Origin of the sequence: Pseudobacter ginsenosidimutans (assembly GCF_007970185.1) — a bacterium.
Lineage (GTDB): Bacteria > Bacteroidota > Bacteroidia > Chitinophagales > Chitinophagaceae > Pseudobacter > Pseudobacter ginsenosidimutans.
On sequence record NZ_CP042431.1, the window covers coordinates 3,054,494 to 3,076,716 of the forward strand.

Below are 22,223 nucleotides of genomic sequence, written 5' to 3' on the forward strand. Positions count from 1 at the left end.
TGGAGCGGCTTATCTGTTTGTATTCAACAATGATGCCTATACGAAATAATAGATGAACCACAATGTAGCAGCTGCTATCGATGCCCAGGTGATCAGGCCCTGTACCATTGGCCTGATACCAACGGAGCGAAGCACATCACGTGATAATCCGGAACCGATCAGGAACAGCGTGAGCGTGAGGCCTGCTTTGGCGATGATGGTGGCATAAGGGCTGAATGTTTGTACAGCAGGAATGAAAGTATTGCCCAGCATCGCTAAAATAAAGAGCCCGATGAACCAGGGAATCTGTATTTTTTGTCCTTTTTTCCTGAAAGCGAAAGATGCAATAATGCTCACGGGGATGATCCATAATGCCCGGGCCAGTTTCACTGTGGTGGCCACTTCCAGCGCCTGCGGACCATACCTGCTGCCAGCGCCCACAACAGAGCTGGTATCATGGATGGCAATGGCGGCCCAGGTGCCGAACTGCATTTGAGATAATCCCAGCAAATGACCGGTAACCGGAAAAATGAACAAAGCCACTGCATTCAAAATGAAAACAGTGCCCAGTGCCACGGATATCTGTTTGTCTTTCGCATCGATGGCCGGCGCAACGGCTGCAATCGCACTACCTCCGCAAATTGCCGTGCCGGTTGCAATCAGGCAGGCTGTTTTTTTATCGATCCTCATCCATCTTCCCAATAACAATCCGATGCCGAGCGTAGCAACAATGGAAACTACCGTAATGCCGAAACCTGCCCGTCCTGCTTCTATCGCAGCATGTGCGTTCATTCCGAATCCCAGTCCAACCACAGATATCTGTAATAACCAGTGAGTGACTTTGTGATTCAGGTGCAACCAGGGATGGCCCACCAGTTGCGCTACCAGCAAACCCAAAAGCAAAGCTACCGGTGCACTGATCAGATTGGTACAACAAAGCACCGCGATAATAATGAAAATGATTTCCCGGGCGCTGAACTGCATGTCTAAAAATTTCCTGCCGGGAACAGGTCTCGTCCTGTCCATACACGATGATTATGGAGGCAAAGTTCAGGTAAACCCCTGTGAAGGAGAAATGGTATATCGTAATGATCGATTACCTGAAGTTATGGGTAAGGGCAAATTGCATAAACAGATTGACCAGCGCTCCGCTTTCTCCATGCGGGCTGATAAGGAAGAAATCACGTTGGATGGAAAGTCCTTTTACCTCTATCACGGTAAACAGTCTTTGTTCCAGTTCAGATAAAATGGAATGAATGCTCAGGAAGGCCATGCAATGGCTGTGTTGCAAATAACCTTTGATACTTTCTGTACTGCTGAGCTGCATTTCTTTTTTCAGTTGTGCAGTTTTTATGCCGAGTGGGCGGAGCGCATGTGCAATTACTTCGAGTGTGCCTGAACCGGGCTCGCGCAATAGCAATGGGATCTTCGGGAGGTCCTCAGGCCTGATGATGCCTTTTTTCGCCAGCGGATGCCCGGCATTGGCTACCAGCACCAGTTCATCTTTCAGAAACGGTGTATACCTGAATGCGCTGTTCTTCGATCTTCCTTCTATGATTCCTATATCCACCTGGCGCTGCTGCAGCGCCTGTTCGATCTGTTCTGTATTATCGGTACTGAGCGTAATGCGGATCTCCGGGAATTTTTTATGGAACGAAGCCAGCACCGGGGGAAGTACATACTGCGCTACAGTAGTGCTGGCGCCTACACGGAGCCGGCCCGCTTTTTTATCGGCCTGCGTATTCATCTCGAATTCCAGGTTCCGGTAAAGTGCGAACAGTTCAGTGGTGTATTTCAACAGTGTTTGTCCGGCTGCTGTCAATTGCACTTTGCGGCCATCACGCTCAAACAGTTTCACTTTGAAATGCTGTTCTATTTCGTGGATATGTTTGGTAACAGCAGGCTGCGTAATGAACAGCTCTTCCGCTGCTTTGGTGAAATTGAGCCTGCTGGCAACAGTATGGAACACTTTTAACCGGAAATCAAACATGATATGAAGTTAGGGGATTAATCCTTCATTAACCCGATGCATGACCGCAGGATGGGTTAATTTATGTCGTCAAAAAATAGACTATCTTTGGTCATATCCACCCTGATAGTCAAACTCCCCTTACTCAAACTGGTTTAGCTTTCAACTTCAACGATCCGGAGGCGGCTCAGACCCGGACAATAAAACAGTTTGTATATGCGGAAACCAATTCCTGGAATAGCTTTCAGCACCATTTTCGTTTTGCTCTTTTATTCCGTTACATCTGCCCAGGATTCACTCAGCCGGCCTGAACTCAAATGGGACCTTGCCACCTGTTTGAATTATGCCGCACGCAACAATATCCAGGTGCGCACCCTGGAACAAAGCCGGCTCAGCAGTGAGCAGAACCTCCTGCTCTCCAAAGCCGCCAGGTATCCCAATCTCAACGGCACCATGAGTCAGACCATCGTGAACAGCAAGAGTACAGACCCGGTGGTGGGCGGGTTTCAAACACAGGCAAATTTCTCCAGCAACTACTCACTCAATTCTTCCGTTACATTATACAATGGTGGTTATCTTAAGAATGATATTAAACAGAAAGACCTGCAGGTGCAGATGTCTGATCTCGATATTCAAACTGCACTCAATGATGTTACCATTCAGATCACACAGGCCTATCTCAACATCCTGCTGGCAAGGGAGAATATTGTGTACCTGGAAGACCTGCTTACTACCTCGCAGGCGCAACTGACGCAGGGAAAACAACGCTATGATGCAGGCAGCATCTCCAGGAAAGATTATATCCAGTTTGAAGGGCTGGTAGCCACGGATCAATTCAACCTGGTGACGGCACGCAATGCTTACAGGCAGAATATCATTACACTCAAACAATTGCTGCAACTGAATTCCTCTGTGAACTTTGATGTGGTGGTGCCGGATACCTTGTACATGAATCCAGTGATCACACCATTACCTGATGCTGCTGCAAGAGCGCTGTCTATCAGGCCTGAAGTGATGGCAGATTCGCTCAATATCATGGCGGCAGAACTGGAACTGGAAAAATCGAAAGCAGGACGAAGACCTTTGATCTCACTGAGTGGCGCACTCTCCACCGGTTATTCAGACAACCGCGATGAAGCCTATTTCCCGCAACTGAACAATAACTTTTTCCAGCGCGCAGGTTTGTCTATGTCCATTCCCATCTTCCAGAACCGTATCAACAAAACGAATATAGAACTATCGAAGATCCAGATAGAGCAGGCAAAGCTGACATTACTCGGCACCAAAACCACGCTGGACCAGGCTGTTGAGCAGGCCTATATCGCATTGCTGAATGCGCGCAACCAGTACAGTGTGGCGGAACTGCAATTGCGGGTAAGCCAGCAAACGCTTGACATCACCAATGAACAATTGAAATTGGGAGCCGTGAATATGGTGGATCTGCTCACTCAGAAGAACCTGTATGTGCAGGCATTGCAGAATTACATTCAGGCCAGGTACAGCGCCATCCTGAATCACAAAGTGTATGATTTCTATACCGGTGTTCCGGTAAGCTTATAGTATTGGCAACAGAAAACAGTACGTATGAAAAAATGGAAATGGCTGATCATCCTGCTGGTCCTGGCATTGGTTGCCGGGGCAGTATGGTTCTGGAAGTTCAGGAAGAAAGAAGAAAAACTGATGCTGGAAACAGAACTGCCGCAATATGGAACAGTGGCTATCAGTATTACGGCTACCGGAACCATCCAACCGGTAGATACAGTATCGGTAGGCACCCAGGTGTCGGGTACTATCGCGCAGGTATATGCGGATTTCAATTCGGCAGTGAAAAAAGGACAACTGCTGGCGCAGCTGGACAAGATCCTGCTGCAGGCCCAGGTTCAACAGTTCAGCGGTTCATTGCAACAGGCGAAGAGCAATCTTGTTTATCAGCAGAGCAATTACAATCGTCAGAAACAATTGCTGGATGTGGGCGCCATCTCCCGTGCAGAATATGAAACAGCCCTCTATCAGTTGAGTGCTGCTAAAGATAATATCATGAGTGCTGAAGCCCAGTTGAAAACAGCCAACCGGAATTTACAGCTGGCAGATATCTATTCACCTATCGATGGAACTGTGCTCAGCCGCAATGTAAGCGCAGGACAGACTGTGGTTTCAAGTCTGAATGCGCCTACGCTGTTCGTGATTGCCAGGGACCTCATGCGCATGCAGGTGCAGGCGGCGATAGATGAGGCGGATATTGGCAATGTGAAAAAAGGACAGAGAGTCACCTTCTCCGTTGATGCATATCCCGAAGATGAATTTGAAGGAGTAGTGAAAGAGATCAGGTTGCAACCGAGCATCTCATCCAATGTGGTTACTTATGTTACCATCATCGATGCACCGAATGACCAGTTGAAACTCAAGCCGGGTATGACTGCCAGCATTACCGTTTATACCAAGGAAGCCAATGACGCACTGCTGGTTTCCGCCAGGGCCATCAAGTTCACCCCGGACTCAAGCCTGCTGAAAGATTATAAGATCGAAGGGAAACCTGCTTCGCACAGAGGCGTTCGCAACAGACAGGAACCGGAAACGGATACCTCTGCCCTGCGAAAGGAGAGACCAAAAATGGACGAAGTTTCCGATACAACGGTAAAGGCTAAGCGCGCAATTGTATGGCTGAAGAACCATAACGTAATAACCAGGAGGGTGATACAGGTAGGACTTACGGATGATGCCAATGTACAGATATTGCAGGGGCTTACTACGCGGGATACAGTGATCACCGGCATTGTACAGCCCGGCACATTGCCTGCTGCCAATAACGAAGTGAGAAGTCCGTTCATGCCGGCCCGCAGGGGAGGAGGCAACAGATCCAGATAGCATAATATTCAATCATGCACTATGCCGAAGATCATTCTTGAAGTTACAGACCTGAAACGAGAATTCCGCATGGGATCGGAAGTGGTAAGGGCCTTGAAGGGCGTACACTTTACCGTGGAAGCGGGAGAGTTTGTTACCATCATGGGCAGCAGTGGATCGGGAAAGACCACCCTGCTGAATATACTCGGTTGTCTCGATAAGCCAACCAGTGGCTCCTATCTCCTGGATGGCGTTAGCGTGGGGGACCTCAGCAGAAATGAGCTGGCGCAATTGCGCAACAGGAAGATCGGTTTTGTGTTCCAGAGTTATAATCTGCTGGCCAGAACATCAGCCCTCGAAAACGTGGAGCTGCCACTATATTATAACAGTGAAGTGTCAGCGAAGGATCGTCACGAAAGATCGGTAAAGGCGCTGGAAGCTGTGAACCTGGGCAACAGGCTCCATCATCTTCCCAATCAATTGTCGGGTGGACAACAGCAGCGCGTGGCCATTGCACGCGCACTGGTAAATGATCCCGTGATGATCCTGGCGGATGAAGCTACGGGAAACCTGGACTCACGCACTTCTTATGAGATCATGGCATTGATGCAGGACCTGAATCAGCAGGGAAAGACCATCCTCTTTGTGACGCATGAGCCGGATATTGCCAGTTTCAGCAGTCGTACCGTGATGCTGAAAGATGGAAAAGTGATCAGGGATAGTAAAAACGAAAATATCAGATCGGCAAAGGAAGTGCTGGCAAGTCTTCCCGTTGCCGAAGATTATTAAACAGCCGCTATGAAATTTGTAAATCTCTTCAAGATCGCTATGAAGGCGCTGATCCGGAATAAAATGCGCGCCTTCCTCACCATGCTGGGTATTATCATTGGCGTAGCGGCTGTGATCACCATGGTAGCGATTGGGCAGGGCTCCAAACAAAGCATACAGGACCAGCTCTCCAGTATGGGATCGAATATGATCACCATCAGGCCGCAAAGTAACCAGACCGTTGGCGGAGGAGCCCGGCTGGATGCCAGCAGTGTGCAATCGCTCAAAGTGGAAGACGTAAACGCCATCGGCAAACAGGCGCAATATATTTCTGCATTGTCGCCGGCTGTACAGAGCCGCGGACAGGTGATCTATGCAGGCGCCAACTGGCCCACCACTATACAGGGAGTGTATCCGGATTATCTTGCCATCCGCGACTGGGACCTGAAAAGCGGTATTGAATTCTCAGGCGAAAATGAGAACAATGCAGCCAAGGTTTGCCTGCTTGGGCAAACGGTAGTTGACAATCTCTTCACTTCCGGTGAAGATCCGGTTGGTAAGATCGTACGCTTCAATAAGATCCCATTCAAAGTGATCGGCGTACTGGCTGAAAAGGGAGAGAATGCATTCGGACAGGACCAGGACGATATCATCATTGCGCCATTCTCCACCGTACAGAAGCGGATCCTCGCCATAACCTGGGTGCAGAATATCTATGCTTCTGCTATCGATGAATCCAGAACAGATGATGCTGTTGATGAGATCAGCTCTATCATCCGCACGCAGCACAAACTGAAAAAAGGAGACCAGGATGATTTCATGGTACGTACCCAGGCAGAGCTGATCAATACTTTCAGTTCTACAAGCCAGTTGCTGACCGTACTGCTCACGGCAATTGCGGGGATCTCGCTGGTAGTGGGTGGCATTGGTATCATGAACATCATGTATGTGTCTGTAACGGAGCGGACCAAAGAGATCGGATTGCGTATGTCCATCGGAGCGAGAGGCATCGATATCCTGCTGCAGTTCCTGGTGGAAGCTATCCTGATCAGTGTTACAGGAGGTATCATCGGCGTATTGCTGGGCATACTGGCGTCGCAACTCGTTACAACTTTTCTTAACTGGCCTACACTTGTTTCCCAATCGAGTATCATATTATCCTTTCTTGTTTGCGCCATCACCGGTGTCTTCTTCGGATATTACCCGGCGCAGAAGGCTTCCAGGCTGGATCCTATTGAGGCCCTGCGCTACGAGTAAATCTTTATTTCTGTTTTTTTGAATTTGATTTCCTGCGTTTCAGGAATGGAATGGTGCATTCCGGAAATCGATATGATTTCTGTAGCATGCTGCCGGGTAGTTTTACAGGTTCTCAAAAGAATTACCTGTAAAAAAATAGTTATGAAATGGAAATGCGATAACCGTCTTACAGTAATGGCATTGCTCTGGTGCTGCCTGTTTGTGAAAACAGCAGATGCACAGGTCCCAAGGGCCCTGTACAAACAAAAAGGCGAATACCTGCCGATGGCGAAGAATCTTCCATCTTATCAGGCTTTGAACAATGGCTTTTCTGCCGCGCAGATCAGGTTCCTCAATGATAATATGGCTGCGTTCATGGAGCTGATGCACAAAACTCCCTGCATCAATCCGCCACGTGGTTTTGAAGTGGGTACCTACGCGGGTATTTGTGGAGATGGAGCCTGCCACGAAAGCAAGGTGATGGCTGGCTCAGCCGGTTATATCATCAGGGAATGGACCATCACTGAAAACAATCCGGTTCCTGAGCGGGCAGCAGAAGGGCCCGGCATTAATGTGCTTTTCAATGATATCAGGTCTATGCTTAAACAGGGAGTGTACGATAGAACCGGCTTTGCGGAGCCCGCTGTGATCAAAACCATTGCAGGATGCCCCGTACTCGAAGGCGGGTTTGTAGTGATCACGAAAAATAAGAAACCACTATTCAAATATGTTTCAAATGAAACTGTACTGCTCGGTTTTATCAAAGATGAAGAGCAGGCTATAAAAACTGCGAAAGAACATTTTGCGAGAGGATCTTCTTACCAGCAATGGCTTAGAGATAAGCCTGGCATTTTAAAAGCAGTGAAAGAAGGATTGGATATTCTTTCCAGAACAAACCCGGCAGATGCAAAGCAGAAGTGGGAGAAGGCACAGGCTGATTATGCAAAAATGGAAGAGGAGATGAAGCAGCGCGAAGCTGTTGAACTGGCTGAGAACAAAAGTTACCTCTCAGCATTTGAGTCGAGATTACGGGAATACAAACAAAAGATGGCGGCTATGCCGCCGGAAGAAAGAAAGGCTCCCGGTTCACATACCAATGGTAAGAAGCTGGTAATCCCCAATCCGGATTTCTTCGATCCGATGCGCAAGGCAACAGACCTGCAGTTGGTGATCATTGATCTGTTTCGCTATGATCTGGATGATCGCCTGCCGCACCAGTTGATCCGTGAGATCAGGGAAACACTTGATATAGCTGCACTGGCGGCTTACATAAAATAAGAAGGAAAAATAGAAAGAGAAGAGCTGCCTTCATAGCGGCTCTTCTCTTTCTGGTGATGTCTGATTAATTCTTGACGAACCGAATGGTATGATGTCCTGCTTTCCCTTTTACCTGCAAAACATAAATACCTTTTTGTAATGATCCGAGTTGCAGCAATTGGTGGCTGCTATTGCTGTTGGCGATGGATTGCTGCCATACCGTTCTGCCAGCTGCATCGAACACAAGAAGATGTGTTGCTTCGAAAGAAGGTGGAAGCAGAAGTGTTGCGTTTTTATCTACCGGATTGGGCATCAGCACAGGCGCAGTATTCCTGTCAACAAACGGAATGGAGATAATGCCGGAGTAACTGAAATTTCCATTTTTATCGATTTGTTTCAAACGGAAATAATTTACGCCGGGTTGTAATCCATTCCAGGTGAATTCATACTTGCGGCTTGAGCTGCTGTTGCCGGCAGCTGCCACTTCTCCGATGCTTATGTATTCTCTTCCATCCCTGCTGTATTCCACAATAAATTTATCTGAATCGAATTCCTGCGCAGTGGCCCAGTTGATCAATGCGAGCTGCTGCCTGCGTTCACCACGTACATAGAGCCAGGTTACAGGCAATGAGGTTCCGTAATTGAAATTGACTGCCATGGTGAGGCTCCAGGGAAACGATCTGCTGCGCAGGTATAGCATATGCTGCCCTTCTGTGAGCCCGGCAATATCTGCATTCAAAGAAAGCTGGTTGATATCGGGCGCTCCTGTGAAGCTGATCGGTTGTCCATTACCGAAACCCGGATCGGTATCGAAGAAGTATTCCATTTCTGTAACCGGGCCTGCGGTAACGGCTGCAGGATAAGGCTTCGAAGCCGCGTTCTCGAAAATGCTGATATGCGTAAGGCTCCATTGGTTCAGACTGTTCCTGCTTCGGATCACCAGCCGGTGAATGCCGCCTGTCAAATTGGAAATCTCCACCGGGATGGTGAGATTGTTTTGATCTGTTGAAGCAGGCAAAGGGATCTTGATACCATTACCCATGCCCGGATCATTATCGATATAATATTCCATTTCTTCCAGGTTGGCAACAGAACTGGCATTGGGATAAGCGGGGATAACAACATTGTCGAACAACGCATAGGTGCAAAGCCCCCAGCCGCCTTCTGCATTGCGGGCGCGAATGTATAAGCGATGCCAGGACTTCGGGATAGCACTGATGTTTGCATCGAAATTGATGGAAGCGATATCTTTGCCTGGTGTTACCGGAATGGAAATACCGTTGCCGGGTCCCGGATCATTGTCGATAAAATATTCCAGGTAAACGATATTACCTCTGTCTGTGGCTAAAGGATAAGGAGTTTGTGCTGTTGCCGCCGAACAAATGATCCCTGCAGTCAGGCATAAGCCTGCAATTGTTTTCATGATCATAAGAATTGATTGAAGGATCAGTTATTGGACCTTGTACTAACGATAACGGGTAGTACAGATGAAGTGGAAGGTACCGATGCAGGAACGGTCAGTTCATAGATAGTGGGAATTGGAGGGATACCACTCAGCCTGTATGGATCAGGCGTTCCGTATGCGCCGCAATCAGGTGTGATGCCTTCGATAGGCTCTCCTGCGCCACGCGCCGGCGATGTTGCAGACAGCATATGCTTTCCGTCCCTTGAACTACCACCAACAAAAAGAGAACCGGCCGGAACCCCATTTACATTGCCATTGCCTGCCGGAAGATTATTGCCTGAGGATAAATTGTATTTGATAGTGCAGCTGGTAGGAGTGAAATTACTGCCCACGAAAATATTATTCGAAATATAAGCGTTACTGATAGTGAGGTGGGCATTGAAAAAGATATTATTCCTGTACAAACTGTTCATGCCCGCCATATAGCTTACAGAAGTTTCAAAAATACAATTGGTGACTTCAAGGTTTTCTGTTGGGTAGGTTGTAAACCTGTGACTATGAATAAAACATTTGTTGATGACCAGGTTGCTCATAATGCGGCCCGTTGTCCATTGCCCAATAGAAAGATAACATCTTTCGAACCTGATATTGTCTGTTCCTCCATGCATATTGGCTGTGAGATCCAGTCCCATGAAAACGGAACCACTGGCGAGTGAATCTACATACATTGTAATGGTGGCGGAATTGGGGTTTGCCTGTAAGCCAGCATTGCCGGTTGTTCCGGAGAGAAGGTAGCCCGGTCCGATAATGACCAGCCTCTTATATAGATTAAACCCGCTGTAGGCAGTGCTGCTGCCTTCGAGATAGATAGTGTCTCCCGCATTTACCTGCTGGTTGATGGCCGCCTCATTGAGTTGTGTGAAATCAGCCCGTACTCCAAAATTGTTGTTGACACGCCAAATCTTTGCCTGCGCTACTGTAGTAGTTAATAAAAGCGCTGCCATGCACGCGCACCTGAATGTAAACTTGCCTTTCATAACTAAATTTTTGAAAGGCAAAGCTAGACTGATGAAATAGCGGGAAATGATGGCTTCAACCGAACCGCAGGTTTGAGTGCCCGGATCGAAAATTTTTCTTGCCTGATACATTAGAAATACGGAAGAATCAGCCCTGTGGCTCCTGGCCGGACTTTTCCTGCGCATCGAGAAGCGGACGGGGATCGAATACTACCTTTAGATGACTGATCTTATCATTCTTGACCGTGTACCATCCGCAGCAAAAAATGATCTCGTCTTCTATCAGCAGATCATATAAAACACATACATCATTGCCTTCTACGAAGATGCGCCTGATATTGTATTCCAGCTGCATCTTCTCCATGTCTGTAAAATAGCTTTCGGCCCCATCCCTGGATCCCAGCACACCATCGAATTTCATATCAGGGTTGGCAAACTTCCTTGCCTCCTGGTAATCATGAGCATTCAGCGCCTGGAGCAATCCCAATACCACTTCACGCGGGTTATGTACAGTTGTAGTTTCCATAGCTGCTTTTGGAAGAATAAGAAAAAAAATTATGCCAGCAGCCAGCGAAACTCAGCGCCCACGTACAGTTGGGAAAACTAATCCCCGCATTGAGCGGGGATTGTTCTTAGTCTTTTATGAGGTGTTGCTGTATCAGCGGCTGCCAGATCTTGTAGCCGTTGGCATTCATGTGCAGATTGTCTTCGAGGAAAATATCTGTTCTTAAGCTGCCATCTGCATTGCGCATGGCGGTGAACACATCTATATAAGCAGTCTTCTTCTTCTTTTTAAGGAATTTTTTGATTTGCTTATTGCCATCCTTCATCCCATCCAGGAATTTCTCCCTGCGCGGGCTGGGCTTCATAGACACATATGCGATGGGCACATTGGGCATCCTGCTGCGGATCAACAGGAAAAGTTCCTTGAACTTGCCTGATATATATTCGCCTTTTACATTTGGACCCAGATCATTCTCTCCGCAATAGATCACGATCTGACGCGGATTGTATTTGAAGATCACATCTTCTGCATACTGGATCACATGCGGAAGTCCTGATCCGCCGAAGCCCCTGTTCACAATTGTATAACCGGGAAAATAATCTTTCACATCTTTCCACATACGGAAAGAACTGCTGCCGACAAACAAAATAGGATTGGCTGGCGGAGTAGAAATGGAATCCTGTTTTCTGAATTGCTGGATCTCATTGATAAATGGTTGGGCAAACGACTGTGCCGCTACAATCAGCAGCAGGCAAACAGACAAGAAGGTGTAACGGAGTTTTTTCATCATGGCATAAATATATTAAAGGATCAGCAGATCATGGAATTATATCATAAGAAGATAAAAAAGTACTATTCAAGCGTATCATTAAACTATACTTTTGAAAAGCTATAAACAGACTGCCATGTTTCGATCCCTGACGATTGCCATCTGCATGCTGATGCTGTATGCATCAGTGCCTGCCCAACAACCCTCCGATCCGTTGGCAACGCCTGCCACAAAACAGCTCTATACCGCAATTAAGCAAATCAGTAAACGATACACCATCTTTGGTCACCAGGATGCACTTGCCTACGGCGTTGGCTGGAGAGCGATACCTGGCCGATGTGATGTGAAGGAAGTAGTGAATGATCATCCCGGCGTGTATGGCTGGGATATCGCACATATTGAACTGGATTCGGCACGTGAAATTGATGGTGTGCTATTTTCTGATGTGAAACGATTCATTCGCGAAGGATATGAAAGAGGCGGTGTGATCACCATCAGCTGGCATGCCCGGAACCCGCTCTCAGCGGGCTCTGCATGGGACACTACACCCGGAACGGTGAAAGCCATCCTGCCCGGCGGTACCAGACATGAGCTTTATAAAAGCTGGCTGGATAAAGTAGCGGTATTCATGAATGATCTGAAAGACAGTAAAGGCGAATACATTCCCATTCTCTTCCGTCCCTTTCATGAACTCACCGGTAACTGGTTCTGGTGGTGCAGGAACGTATGTACAATTGATGAGTTCAAACAGCTCTGGCAGTTCACTGTGCATTATCTGCGTGATAAAAAACAATTACATCATTTGTTGTACGTGTACAATACCGCCGGATTTGAAAATGAGCTGCAATTCATGGAACGATATCCCGGTGATGAACTGGTGGACCTGATCAGCTTCGATAATTACCAATACAAAACCGATCCTGCAAGCAGGCAGCAATTCATTCAGCATATGCGCAGCATGAGTGAGACCATCTGCCGGATCGCAGCATCAAAGAATAAGATTGCAGCCATCGCGGAAACCGGACTGGAAGCCATTCCTGACCCATATTGGTGGACGGCCGTGGTGTGGCCCATCGTGAAAGAACTGCAAATCGCATATGTATTGGTGTGGCGTAACCATGGTTTTGATCAGCACAACAAAAAAATGCATTACTATGCACCTTATCCCGGACAGACATCTGCTGAGGATTTTAAAGTATTTTACAACAACCCGCATATTCTTTTTGAATCGAAACTGAAACAAGAACTGCAACGCCCTTAACCTGAACTATGAAACTGCAATTGGTAGATATCAGCATCGTAGTAAGTTACCTGGTGATGATGGTGCTCATCGGCTGGTTCCTTCGCAAGAAAGCACGTCAAAACAAAGAAAGTTACCTGCTGGGTGGAAAGAAGCTTCCCTGGTACATGCTCGGGCTCAGCGATGCTTCTGATATGTTCGATATCAGTGGCACCATGTGGATGGTGGCCCTTTGTTTCGTATACGGATTGAAAAGTATCTGGATCCCCTGGCTATGGCCTGTGTTCAACCAGGTATTCAATATGATGTATCTCGCCAAATGGTTGCGGCGCTCCAATGCCAATACCGGCGCGGAATGGCTGGCCACGCGCTTCGGGCTTTCAGGAACAGGCGTAGGCGCTTCGCATATCATTGTGGTGGCATTCGCGCTGATCGGTTGCCTCGGTTTCCTCGCATATGGTTTCGTGGGGCTCGGTAAATTCATGGAGATCTTCGTTCCCTGGCATATCGTTTCGCCGTATGTTCCCTTCGATGTGGCGCCGGAGTATGTGGCGCATTTCTACGGGATCGTTTTTACACTTTTCGCGATGTTCTATTCTATTCTCGGTGGTATGCATAGTATCGTGCTGGGGGATATGATCAAATACATCATCCTCGGAACGGGTTGCATCGCAGTGGGTATCATTGCGGTTACGCATCTGCGTGGTAATACCCTGAATGTGCCGGCAGGGTGGAACAATCCATTCTTTGGTGTTGATCTGGGCCTCGACTGGAAAGGAATCATAGACGATGCCAATAAAAAGATAAAAGATGATGGCTTCGGATTGTTTTCCATTTTTTTCATGATGATGCTATTCAAGGGAGTGCTGGCCAGTCTTGCAGGCCCGGCGCCCAACTACGATATGCAGAAGGTGCTCAGCACGAGATCACCAAAAGAAGCATCGAAGATGACAGGATTCGTGTCCATAATTCTATTGCCTGTACGATACACACTGATCATCGGTCTCACTGTGCTGGCCTTATTGTATTATGATCAACTGAACTTGTCCGATGGCGCCGGTGGTACAGACTTCGAACGGATCTTGCCGGGTGCAGTGAATAATTTCCTGCCGGTTGGTATCATGGGCATCATGCTTACCGGTTTGTTAGGCGCATTCATGGGAACTTTCTCTGGTACACTGAATGCAGCGCAGGCATACATCGTGAATGATATCTACCTGAAATATGTGAACCCCAACGCGGGTACGAAGAAGGTGATCCTCATCAATTATTTCGTGGGAGTGGTGGTAGTGGCCACAGGTATCGTGCTTGGTTTCTTTGCGAAGGATGTGAACTCCATTCTGCAATGGATCGTAGGCGCACTCTATGGAGGATACATTGCAGCGAACATGTTGAAGTGGTATTGGTGGCGATTCAATGCCAATGGATTTTTCTGGGGCATGATCAGTGGTATTGCAGCTGCGCTGGTATTCCCATTCATCTTTACCGGCATTAGTCTTTATAGCTGGCCTTTATTATTCCTCATCTCTCTTGCGGGTTGTATCATTGGTACTTATACTGCTCCGCCAACCGATCTGGAAGTCTTAAAATCTTTTTATCGTACTGTAAAGCCCTGGGGATTTTGGGGCTGGATACATAGCCGTGTAGTGGCTGAAGATCCAACATTCCAACCCAACAGAAGATTCAAACTGGATATGTTCAACGTGGCGCTCGGTATTACAGCTCAGTGCTGCCTGACCCTTTTACCGATGTATCTTGTACTCTGGATGGAATTGCCGCTGCTCATCACTATTGCCATCCTGGTGGTGATTGCCATTATCCTCAAAAGGACCTGGTGGAATAAACTGGAAGATTAAACAACAGCATCATGCTCAGTCTGGCTCAGTTCAAAGAAGAAGTAACAAAGGAATTGTACAGTATCCTGGACTACTGGATGCTCCATGTGGTGGACCATCAGCAAGGTGGATTTTATGGAAAAATAGACCACGATGATACCGTTTTTCCCGAAGCATTAAAAGGTTCCGTGCTCAACAGTCGCATATGCTGGAGCTTTGCTGCTGCTTACAATCAAACCCAAAAAACTCAATACCTCCGCATTGCCGAAAGAGCGTATGAATATATCGTTGAACATTTCATCGATCCGGATTATGGCGGTGTATACTGGACTGTGACCGCTTCCGGACAGCCCGCAGACACAAAAAAACAGACCTATGCCATCGCATTTGCCGTGTATGGCCTCAGCGAGTATTACAGAGCATCCGGCGATGAAGCAGCGAAGCAACATGCCATCGATCTTTATCGAACTATCATACAGCATGCTGCCGAGCCAGTGCATGGTGGTTACCTCGAAGCTTTTGCCCGCGACTGGTCTGATTTGCCGGACATGCGTCTCAGCGCCAAAGATGCCAATGAACGGAAAACCATGAACACGCATCTGCATGTGCTGGAAGCCTTCGCCAACCTGTACCGCATCTGGCCAGAGCCTGCACTCAAAAAACAGATCATCCAACTGATAGATATCTTTTCACATCATATCATTCATCCCTATACGCAGCATCTTCAACTCTTCTTCTCCGATGATTGGGAACCCCGTTCTACACTGATCTCTTATGGTCATGATATAGAAGCGGCCTGGCTGATCCAGGAAGCTGCAGAAGTAATCAGGGAAGACATTCTGCTCAAAGAAATAAGTACGCGCTCTGTGCAGATTGCCATCGCTGCTGCCGAAGCGTTGGACGCTGATGGTGGTCTCTGGTATGAGTTCGACCCCGCAACCAATCACTGGGCCAGGGAAAAACACTGGTGGCCGCAGGCCGAAGCCATGGTGGGATTCTTCAATGCCTGGCAAATCACGCATGATGAAAATTTTCTAAAAAACGCTATTGGTTCCTGGAAGTTTATTCAAGAATTTCTAATTGATTCCCATAAAGGCGAATGGATTTGGGGCGTGTATGAAAATTACCATATCATTGCGCAGGAAGATAAGGCAGGTCTCTGGAAATGCCCTTATCATAACGGCCGTGCATGTTTGGAGATCATGCGCCGGATTCAATGAAAACCGGGCTTCGCCCCCACCCTGAAACAGTCATGAAATATTTGAAGAGCCTCTATGTCCAGGTAATCATTGGAATGATCCTGGGAGTACTTGTTGGTTGGAAATTCCCTGCATTCCAGGATAGTGCCAAACTGATCAGTGAAACTTTCATCAACATGATCAAGATGGTGATTGCCCCTGTTATCTTTTTCACCATCGTGGCAGGTATTGCCGGCGCAGGTGATCTGAAAAAAGTGGGTAGGGTAGGATTGAAAGCATTCATCTATTTCGAGATCGTTACTACCCTTGCACTCATCATCGGTTTGGTCACTGCCAATGTATTGAAGCCTGGTGTTGGCGTTGAAAAGCAAACAGGCGGTGCTGCAAAAGTGGCCCAATACGCAGAACAGGCCAAAGAAATGGACTGGGGGAGTTTTTTTTCCAAAATCGTTCCTCACAATGTAGTGGAAGCATTCGCTACCGGAGATATCCTGCAGGTACTTTTCTTCAGCGTTCTCTTTGCCGTTGGCCTGAAAATGATGGGTGATAAAGGTGGCAGTCTGCTGACCACATTCGAAAAGATAAACCAGGTATTGTTCAATGTGCTCAAGATCATCATGAGACTGAGCCCCATCGGCGCCTTCGGTGGTATGGCCTACACAATCGGTAAGTTCGGGTTCGGAACACTCAAAGATCTCGGCTTCCTGATGATGAGCTTCTATCTCACTGGTATACTCTTCATTTTTATCGTACTGAACCTGATCTGCATGTATTACAAGATCAGCCTGTGGAGATTGCTGGCGTACATCAAGGAAGAGCTGCTGATAGTGCTGGGAGCCAGCAGCAGTGAAGCGGCCCTGCCCAGCATCATGCAAAAACTTACTGCCGCAGGCTGCGAAAAGGAAGTAGTGGGATTGGTGATACCCACCGGATATAGCTTCAATCTCGACGGTACTACCATTTATTTAAGTATGGCGGTGATCTTCCTGGCCCAGGTATTTGAAGTACCGCTTTCATTAGGGCAACAACTAACCATCATCGGTATATTGCTGCTCACCAGTAAAGGTGCTGCAGGCGTAACCGGCAGCGGCTTCATTGTGCTCACTTCCACACTTACCGCTTTAAAAGTGATCCCGCTCGAAGGACTGGCAATGCTTATTGGTGTTGACCGTTTCATGAGTGAAGGCCGCGCCATCGTGAACATCATCGGCAATACCATTGCTACGGTGGTGATAGCCAAATCCGAAAACGAGATCGATATGGAACGATACAGGATGGTAGTGGAAAAAAAGACCACCCGCCTCATCTGATCTGAAAATATTACCTTCGCGGCCATTCAAAACAGCATAGTATGAAATTGCTTGATTTACTGGAGGCCAGAAGTGGCAAAGTTTGCGAACTCTGCGGATCGGCAAACGGACTCAAACCTTACGAACTGCCGCCATCCTCGGATGGGACTATCGACGATACCATCCTCGCCTGTGAGAAATGCAGGATGCAGTTGGAAAAGAAAGAAGAGCTAGACAGTAAACACTGGGCTGTGCTCAGCACATCCATGTGGAGCGAAGTGCCAGCGGTGCAGGTGGTAACATGGCGCATGCTCAACCGCCTCCGCAACGAAAGCTGGGCCGCCGAGAATATCGATATGATGTACCTCAGCGAAGAACAACTGGCCTGGGCTAAAGCCACCGGAGATCATGAGAACGATGGCAGCGTTGACCTGCATAAAGATGCAAACGGACATACCCTCCAGAATGGCGACTCCGTTGTGCTGGTAAAATCACTCGATGTCAAAGGCTCAACCATTAATGCAAAAATGGGAACGGTAGTCCGTAATATCAGACTGGTGCCTGACAATGCGGAACAGATCGAAGGAAGGGTGGAAAATCAATTGATTGTGATCCTCACGAAATATGTAAGAAGACAGAACAACTGATTCCTGTTTTCCACTAATACTGAAAAGGACGAGCCTGAACATGGCCGTCCTTTTTTTATAACTGTCTATCGATAAGCAGAGATAGCTCTTGCAATCCTCCATCTTTCTTTGTATTTTACAGTAGACCAAAATACCCTAAAACTGTTTGATGTTTACGCCCCCAGATAGCATCCCCGGCCTTGAAGTGTTTACGGTAGGATCAGGTAAATACGCAATTAAGAACCTGGAAGGGCCTATTACTTTACCTTGCTGGAGCGGCTTTCAAAGCAGACTGGATGCTTCCGGCATTACCGGTGATTCGTATTCTGCCGATGGTCAGGCAAGGATCACACTGGGTGGAGATATGATCAGCGGGCATCCTGCAATTCAACCAATCCATATTAACGCTTACCAGTACCTGCTGAATCATCAGCACGAAGTACAGGAACGGATTCTGATGGCGCTGCTGACAGAATACAAACGACTGCAGGACATGTATTGCTATAGTGAGAAACTCGCTGCTGCGCTCATGCCCAATGTGAATGAAATACAACAATTCAAAAAACTCATCGGTCTTTCTGCTGTTCATTTGCTCAATGTGAGCAAAGACGATATAGCCTATGTGGGATATGAATTCAGCTGCACCTGGGACAGGGAATTTGGCCTGGGTGTAATGACCCATAAAGACCGGATCATCGAGATCGGCGATGCCAGTACTGCCTTCCTCACCTGGATCGCGGACAGGGACAGGGACCCCGAAACTGCCAACAGCGATTCCATTTTTATCGCTTTGGAAGAAGAATTACTCCTGCCTTCCAAAAGGCCCTGGTGGAAATTCTGGTGAGTCTACAATTCCATTTCGAATAAACTGTAATCTCCTTTTTTATAATGCAAGGGCAGGTCCGCATCCGGGTGGATGCCCGTTGTACCGAGATAATTGAAACCACAACTGATATAATAATTGTTGAGTTTATCATTTCCACTGCCCGTATCCATCCGGATAAACTTTTTTCCATTTTCCCTGGCGTACCGTTTTGTCCATTCCACGATCTCCTTCACCAGTCCCTGACCCCGGAAAGCAGGATGGGTGGCAATACGATGCAGGTACACGGCAGGATCTGCATCCCTTTCTTTCCAGATATGCGGATCACTGAACCCCGTTACGAACACACAGGCGATGACTTCTTCTTTTACAACCTTCCATTGTCTCTGTGCAAGGACCTCTTCTTCTACCAGTGCCCGGTCGAAGCCCAGCCAGTAGCGGGTTGTATGCAATTTTTGATAAGCCGTGGCCTGATCATAGAGCTCAAAGATCGTATCGATGTCCGCCGGCGTACTGTTGAGGATTTTCATAAACCAGACTGTTTTAATAGTGATATCCGGAACAAAGCTCCGATCAAAATCCGGAATAAAACAGACTCAGTTTTTAGAAGATTGGCAGGATCAGTTATTACGGCTAATTATTTTACCTGATTAAAATCATATGCGGGAAAATCACAAAAGGCATAAATTGCAAAATACCTTTATTCAAGATTTCAGGCAAATGTTCACCCAGGAGTACCCAGTTTACTTTTCGTATCCATTGGATGAGGAGCGATCGCTCCTGATCAATCTGGCGGCCAGTGTCCGCTGGCAACCTTATTCAGGAACCTATATTGTCAATGAATTCTACAGCTCTGATGCCTCAGGGTTGAGCATCACGCTTCCAGAGATCCGTATCAGGAAAAGGGAAGGAATGTGGGTGCATACGGATAGCGAAGCGGAAACCCGGCTCAGCCTGATCGTTGGACGGGCCATCGATATCCATGAGGAGAGCGGGGGGAGTTTCATGGCTGTGCTTGAACATTATCTCGATAGCACTATTAAGCTCCATAACGCAGACTGCGGCAATATCCAGCTTTTCGATCCGGAGGCAGGCATGATCCAAATGCTGGCCCATCGCGGATTCCAGAAATCATTTGTGGACTACTTCAAATATGTTTCGGCGGATGATGGTACTGTCTGCGGCAATGCCATGCGCCATCGCGATATCAATTTTGTATCGGATATCATGCAGGATGAAGCGTATGTTCCGCACCGGGAGATCATCCGTAGTGCAGGAATTCACTCAGTGAAATCATATCCCCTGGTGTTGCCAGACAATTCCTTTGCTGGGGTTATCTCCGCCCATTGGAAACGGACGGTCAGCGAAGAGCAGCTTCCGGACGCATCGCCGTCGCTTACGGGCCTTACACGCTTTTTGCAGGAAAACAAAACCAGGCACCTGATCTAAAAAGAAAACATTGCGGCATCAGACATCCCTGGCAGGCAGTTTTTCCACCATTTGAATGAATTCCACTGTTGGCTTCAGTGTGATCTTGTTTTCTCCGATCTCATAAGGGAGCGATTGGAACATTCCGTTGCGGTACCAGAACAGGCAATTACTGACAGAACCGGGACCTTCCCTGAACATACCGGAAATGATAAACGGTAAACTGTTCACTGCTGAAATGGTTTCTATCGTTTCGATGGGATAGATCATGGCCGCATGCCTGTGAGGAACACCTATCAGTGACCCATACTCGCCGATGAGCGCGGGATATTTTTTCATGGAAAAAACGAAATTGGGAACGAAATGATGTTCGTCCTGGATGAACCAGATATCGAAATCATGGATGGTTTCGCGGGAAAAATCGAAACTGTATTTCTTTTCTACATTCTGTTTGCCTGTTTGGAACAACTCTTCTGCTGACTTGTTCCAGTGCTTCACCTGGTCCGGCTGTACATTGATTACGCTTTGTGGCAGGTCAAACGAAAGCATAGTGAAAGCGTCCCCGCAAAAATCCTGTCTAACCACCAGGTCCTTAAGACCATTTTCCACAACATCCTGGTTGAACAAACGGATAGCCAGGAAATCCTTTGCATACTCATAATCCTTCGATCTCTCTTCAAACAATCTGTTGAAGTCTGAACTTTGTTCCATTTCGTGAAAGTGGGTGTGGATCAGGTTTTCCCAATTGGCAGGATTTGAGATCTTGCATGTTTGCGCCAGGTTGAGCAATCCCAGTTGTTCAAATACGATATTGCTTCCATTGAGATAAACCACCCCTTCGCCGATGCTGTAATTGAGATTTCTGCTTTGTAGCATTGACTCCAGCGTATTCATGAAGTAGTTGTATTCATCCGCTGAGAAAAAGGAAGCTGCCCAGGCCGGAACAGTATTGGCTTTGGATTTTTTGAGAAAAGAGAACATCGGTATAGGGTTATGAATAAAAAAGAAATTCAATGCGTCCTCTTAAACGATCTGATAAAGGTAAATAGTATGGATGTTGATAAATGGATTACAGGATTATGTTTTTGTATTATTTTAAGCCACCGGCTCTTGCGTGTAACAGATATGCTGTGATCTTCCTGTCCAGTTCCGAAGGGTAAGGATAACCTAAATGAGAGGACAGATACTGACCGATCTCCCGTCCCAGTTCTGCATAGGCGAAAAGCGCACGCCAGTTATCTTCCAAATCTGCACCGGCAAAGGTTGCTGTGGCGCGCTGCCACATTTCTGCGCTCAGGTATTTCTTGAATAACCTGCCATATTTATTCGTGGTTACGTTCCAGTTATGCTGTGACCCGATATACCATTCCAGCAATACCTGCTGATGCTCGAAGCGCATGATCTGCTCAGACATGAATTTGGCATAGTAAAGTTCATCGCGCGCCAGGCATTTGGCTACATAGGTCATGTCCCACCAGTAATTGTTGAGTACCCAGAGGAATTTTTCTTCATCAGGTTTTTGAATATTGAAAGCTGAGTGAGTGGGAGACGGCATATTGGTAGTGAGCCCATCTTTATCCACCAATACCTTGTAACCAATATCCCAATCTTCATGCAACGGTGACATTGTCACTTCCTCCCTGAATTTATTGACAGAGAAGATCAGGAAATCGATCTTCGAATAATCCTCGTACAAAACCATGCGTGAGGAACAGCGCCCATCGAAAGGTTCCTCCCCTTCAACGATGGTGGTGATGATGGAGCCGAAATTGCTGATCCAGCTATCGTCTTGCAGGAATTCTTCATAGTTATCCACCACCAGATCGATGTCAAGATCGCTGAAAGCGTCAACGGGAGCGATAGGATTGGTGAGGGAGCTGGTGAGGAGAGCGGCGCGGATATTGGGTTGAGCTGTTGCCCAAAGTATCACCTCATTGAGTTGGGAGGCTCTTCTGTCATTTGTCATACACAAGGTTGTAAATCAAATGTAAGGAGCATTTCTGGAAAAAAATGCCAGACCTGTTTATTGAAAAGG

Annotated in this window: 21 protein-coding genes; 12 read left to right on the forward strand and 9 right to left on the reverse strand. The window is 47.3% G+C overall.

Annotation, left to right across the window (positions count from 1 at the left end; translation table 11 throughout):
- Nucleotides 1–36: 36 nt before the first annotated feature.
- Entirely contained in the window at nucleotides 37–1,005 is a 969-nt protein-coding gene (locus FSB84_RS12375; RefSeq protein WP_130541166.1) for a YeiH family protein, read from the reverse strand.
- A 70-nt stretch (nucleotides 1,006–1,075) separates the two neighbouring features.
- Nucleotides 1,076–1,969: a LysR family transcriptional regulator gene (locus FSB84_RS12380; RefSeq protein ID WP_130541164.1), complete on the reverse strand. Its 894-nt coding sequence runs from the start codon at nucleotides 1,967–1,969 to the stop codon at nucleotides 1,076–1,078.
- Between the two features lie 195 nt (nucleotides 1,970–2,164).
- On the opposite strand from FSB84_RS12380, the gene FSB84_RS12385 reads away from it, so the two are divergent.
- The 5 genes from FSB84_RS12385 to FSB84_RS12405 all read left to right on the forward strand — a co-directional run bounded on the left by FSB84_RS12385 (nucleotide 2,165) and on the right by FSB84_RS12405 (nucleotide 8,074).
- The gene (locus FSB84_RS12385) at nucleotides 2,165–3,508 is read left to right on the forward strand and encodes a TolC family protein (RefSeq protein ID WP_130541163.1); all 1,344 of its coding nucleotides are present in this window, start codon (nucleotides 2,165–2,167) and stop codon (nucleotides 3,506–3,508) included.
- Between the two features lie 24 nt (nucleotides 3,509–3,532).
- Nucleotides 3,533–4,813, forward strand: a complete 1,281-nt coding sequence (locus FSB84_RS12390) for an efflux RND transporter periplasmic adaptor subunit (protein ID WP_130541161.1) — start codon at nucleotides 3,533–3,535, stop codon at nucleotides 4,811–4,813.
- Nucleotides 4,814–4,834: 21 nt separating this feature from the next.
- The gene (locus FSB84_RS12395; RefSeq protein ID WP_130541160.1) at nucleotides 4,835–5,581 is read left to right on the forward strand and encodes an ABC transporter ATP-binding protein; all 747 of its coding nucleotides are present in this window, start codon (nucleotides 4,835–4,837) and stop codon (nucleotides 5,579–5,581) included.
- 9 nt (nucleotides 5,582–5,590) lie between these two features.
- The gene (locus FSB84_RS12400) at nucleotides 5,591–6,817 is read left to right on the forward strand and encodes an ABC transporter permease (protein WP_130541158.1); all 1,227 of its coding nucleotides are present in this window, start codon (nucleotides 5,591–5,593) and stop codon (nucleotides 6,815–6,817) included.
- Nucleotides 6,818–6,958: 141 nt separating this feature from the next.
- Nucleotides 6,959–8,074, forward strand: coding sequence for a hypothetical protein (locus tag FSB84_RS12405; protein ID WP_130541156.1), 1,116 nt, complete (start codon nucleotides 6,959–6,961; stop codon nucleotides 8,072–8,074).
- A gap of 64 nt (nucleotides 8,075–8,138) precedes the next feature.
- On the opposite strand, the gene FSB84_RS12410 is transcribed toward FSB84_RS12405, so the two are convergent.
- The 4 genes from FSB84_RS12410 to FSB84_RS12425 form a co-directional block, all read right to left on the reverse strand.
- A complete protein-coding gene (locus tag FSB84_RS12410; RefSeq protein ID WP_130541154.1) occupies nucleotides 8,139–9,482 on the reverse strand; it encodes a T9SS type A sorting domain-containing protein in 1,344 nt (447 codons plus the stop codon).
- A gap of 17 nt (nucleotides 9,483–9,499) precedes the next feature.
- Nucleotides 9,500–10,462: a hypothetical protein gene (locus FSB84_RS12415; RefSeq protein ID WP_147122153.1), complete on the reverse strand. Its 963-nt coding sequence runs from the start codon at nucleotides 10,460–10,462 to the stop codon at nucleotides 9,500–9,502.
- A gap of 160 nt (nucleotides 10,463–10,622) precedes the next feature.
- A complete protein-coding gene (locus tag FSB84_RS12420; protein WP_130541151.1) occupies nucleotides 10,623–11,000 on the reverse strand; it encodes a nuclear transport factor 2 family protein in 378 nt (125 codons plus the stop codon).
- 106 nt (nucleotides 11,001–11,106) lie between these two features.
- Nucleotides 11,107–11,769, reverse strand: coding sequence for a GDSL-type esterase/lipase family protein (locus FSB84_RS12425; protein ID WP_225980059.1), 663 nt, complete (start codon nucleotides 11,767–11,769; stop codon nucleotides 11,107–11,109).
- Between the two features lie 115 nt (nucleotides 11,770–11,884).
- On the opposite strand from FSB84_RS12425, the gene FSB84_RS12430 reads away from it, so the two are divergent.
- The 6 genes from FSB84_RS12430 (at nucleotide 11,885) to FSB84_RS12455 (ending at nucleotide 18,781) form a co-directional block, all read left to right on the forward strand.
- A complete protein-coding gene (locus FSB84_RS12430; protein ID WP_130541150.1) occupies nucleotides 11,885–13,009 on the forward strand; it encodes a glycoside hydrolase family 26 protein in 1,125 nt (374 codons plus the stop codon).
- Nucleotides 13,010–13,017: 8 nt separating this feature from the next.
- Nucleotides 13,018–14,844, forward strand: coding sequence for a sodium:solute symporter family protein (locus FSB84_RS12435; RefSeq protein WP_130541148.1), 1,827 nt, complete (start codon nucleotides 13,018–13,020; stop codon nucleotides 14,842–14,844).
- An 11-nt stretch (nucleotides 14,845–14,855) separates the two neighbouring features.
- Nucleotides 14,856–16,043, forward strand: coding sequence for an AGE family epimerase/isomerase (locus FSB84_RS12440; protein ID WP_207234258.1), 1,188 nt, complete (start codon nucleotides 14,856–14,858; stop codon nucleotides 16,041–16,043).
- 32 nt (nucleotides 16,044–16,075) lie between these two features.
- Nucleotides 16,076–17,332: a C4-dicarboxylate transporter DctA gene (dctA, locus tag FSB84_RS12445; protein WP_130541145.1), complete on the forward strand. Its 1,257-nt coding sequence runs from the start codon at nucleotides 16,076–16,078 to the stop codon at nucleotides 17,330–17,332.
- 41 nt (nucleotides 17,333–17,373) lie between these two features.
- Nucleotides 17,374–17,958, forward strand: a complete 585-nt coding sequence (locus FSB84_RS12450; RefSeq protein WP_130541143.1) for a PhnA domain-containing protein — start codon at nucleotides 17,374–17,376, stop codon at nucleotides 17,956–17,958.
- Nucleotides 17,959–18,106: 148 nt separating this feature from the next.
- Nucleotides 18,107–18,781 carry a DUF6985 domain-containing protein gene (locus FSB84_RS12455; protein WP_130541142.1) on the forward strand — a complete coding sequence of 225 codons (675 nt, stop codon included), beginning with the start codon at nucleotides 18,107–18,109 and terminating at the stop codon, nucleotides 18,779–18,781.
- A gap of 2 nt (nucleotides 18,782–18,783) precedes the next feature.
- Here the strand turns inward: FSB84_RS12455 and FSB84_RS12460 are convergent, their stop codons facing one another.
- Nucleotides 18,784–19,290 carry a GNAT family N-acetyltransferase gene (locus FSB84_RS12460; protein WP_130541140.1) on the reverse strand — a complete coding sequence of 169 codons (507 nt, stop codon included), beginning with the start codon at nucleotides 19,288–19,290 and terminating at the stop codon, nucleotides 18,784–18,786.
- 190 nt (nucleotides 19,291–19,480) lie between these two features.
- Between FSB84_RS12460 and FSB84_RS12465 the strand changes: the two genes are divergently transcribed.
- Entirely contained in the window at nucleotides 19,481–20,209 is a 729-nt protein-coding gene (locus tag FSB84_RS12465; protein ID WP_130541139.1) for a GAF domain-containing protein, read from the forward strand.
- Between the two features lie 18 nt (nucleotides 20,210–20,227).
- Here the strand turns inward: FSB84_RS12465 and FSB84_RS12470 are convergent, their stop codons facing one another.
- Nucleotides 20,228–21,169 (reverse strand): hypothetical protein, encoded by a 942-nt coding sequence (locus FSB84_RS12470; RefSeq protein WP_130541137.1) that lies wholly within the window; start codon nucleotides 21,167–21,169, stop codon nucleotides 20,228–20,230.
- Nucleotides 21,170–21,278: 109 nt separating this feature from the next.
- The gene (locus FSB84_RS12475) at nucleotides 21,279–22,154 is read right to left on the reverse strand and encodes an aminoglycoside 6-adenylyltransferase (RefSeq protein ID WP_130541135.1); all 876 of its coding nucleotides are present in this window, start codon (nucleotides 22,152–22,154) and stop codon (nucleotides 21,279–21,281) included.
- Nucleotides 22,155–22,223: the final 69 nt, after the last annotated feature.

Coding starts and splice junctions, on each gene's coding strand:
- FSB84_RS12375 (WP_130541166.1), bottom strand. CDS start 1,005: ATGGACAGGACGAGACCTGTTCCCGGCAGGAAATTTTTAGACATGCAG.
- FSB84_RS12380 (WP_130541164.1), bottom strand. CDS start 1,969: ATGTTTGATTTCCGGTTAAAAGTGTTCCATACTGTTGCCAGCAGGCTC.
- FSB84_RS12385 (WP_130541163.1), top strand. CDS start 2,165: ATGCGGAAACCAATTCCTGGAATAGCTTTCAGCACCATTTTCGTTTTG.
- FSB84_RS12390 (WP_130541161.1), top strand. CDS start 3,533: ATGAAAAAATGGAAATGGCTGATCATCCTGCTGGTCCTGGCATTGGTT.
- FSB84_RS12395 (WP_130541160.1), top strand. CDS start 4,835: ATGCCGAAGATCATTCTTGAAGTTACAGACCTGAAACGAGAATTCCGC.
- FSB84_RS12400 (WP_130541158.1), top strand. CDS start 5,591: ATGAAATTTGTAAATCTCTTCAAGATCGCTATGAAGGCGCTGATCCGG.
- FSB84_RS12405 (WP_130541156.1), top strand. CDS start 6,959: ATGAAATGGAAATGCGATAACCGTCTTACAGTAATGGCATTGCTCTGG.
- FSB84_RS12410 (WP_130541154.1), bottom strand. CDS start 9,482: ATGATCATGAAAACAATTGCAGGCTTATGCCTGACTGCAGGGATCATT.
- FSB84_RS12415 (WP_147122153.1), bottom strand. CDS start 10,462: ATGGCAGCGCTTTTATTAACTACTACAGTAGCGCAGGCAAAGATTTGG.
- FSB84_RS12420 (WP_130541151.1), bottom strand. CDS start 11,000: ATGGAAACTACAACTGTACATAACCCGCGTGAAGTGGTATTGGGATTG.
- FSB84_RS12425 (WP_225980059.1), bottom strand. CDS start 11,769: ATGATGAAAAAACTCCGTTACACCTTCTTGTCTGTTTGCCTGCTGCTG.
- FSB84_RS12430 (WP_130541150.1), top strand. CDS start 11,885: ATGTTTCGATCCCTGACGATTGCCATCTGCATGCTGATGCTGTATGCA.
- FSB84_RS12435 (WP_130541148.1), top strand. CDS start 13,018: ATGAAACTGCAATTGGTAGATATCAGCATCGTAGTAAGTTACCTGGTG.
- FSB84_RS12440 (WP_207234258.1), top strand. CDS start 14,856: ATGCTCAGTCTGGCTCAGTTCAAAGAAGAAGTAACAAAGGAATTGTAC.
- dctA (WP_130541145.1), top strand. CDS start 16,076: ATGAAATATTTGAAGAGCCTCTATGTCCAGGTAATCATTGGAATGATC.
- FSB84_RS12450 (WP_130541143.1), top strand. CDS start 17,374: ATGAAATTGCTTGATTTACTGGAGGCCAGAAGTGGCAAAGTTTGCGAA.
- FSB84_RS12455 (WP_130541142.1), top strand. CDS start 18,107: ATGTTTACGCCCCCAGATAGCATCCCCGGCCTTGAAGTGTTTACGGTA.
- FSB84_RS12460 (WP_130541140.1), bottom strand. CDS start 19,290: ATGAAAATCCTCAACAGTACGCCGGCGGACATCGATACGATCTTTGAG.
- FSB84_RS12465 (WP_130541139.1), top strand. CDS start 19,481: ATGTTCACCCAGGAGTACCCAGTTTACTTTTCGTATCCATTGGATGAG.
- FSB84_RS12470 (WP_130541137.1), bottom strand. CDS start 21,169: ATGTTCTCTTTTCTCAAAAAATCCAAAGCCAATACTGTTCCGGCCTGG.
- FSB84_RS12475 (WP_130541135.1), bottom strand. CDS start 22,154: ATGACAAATGACAGAAGAGCCTCCCAACTCAATGAGGTGATACTTTGG.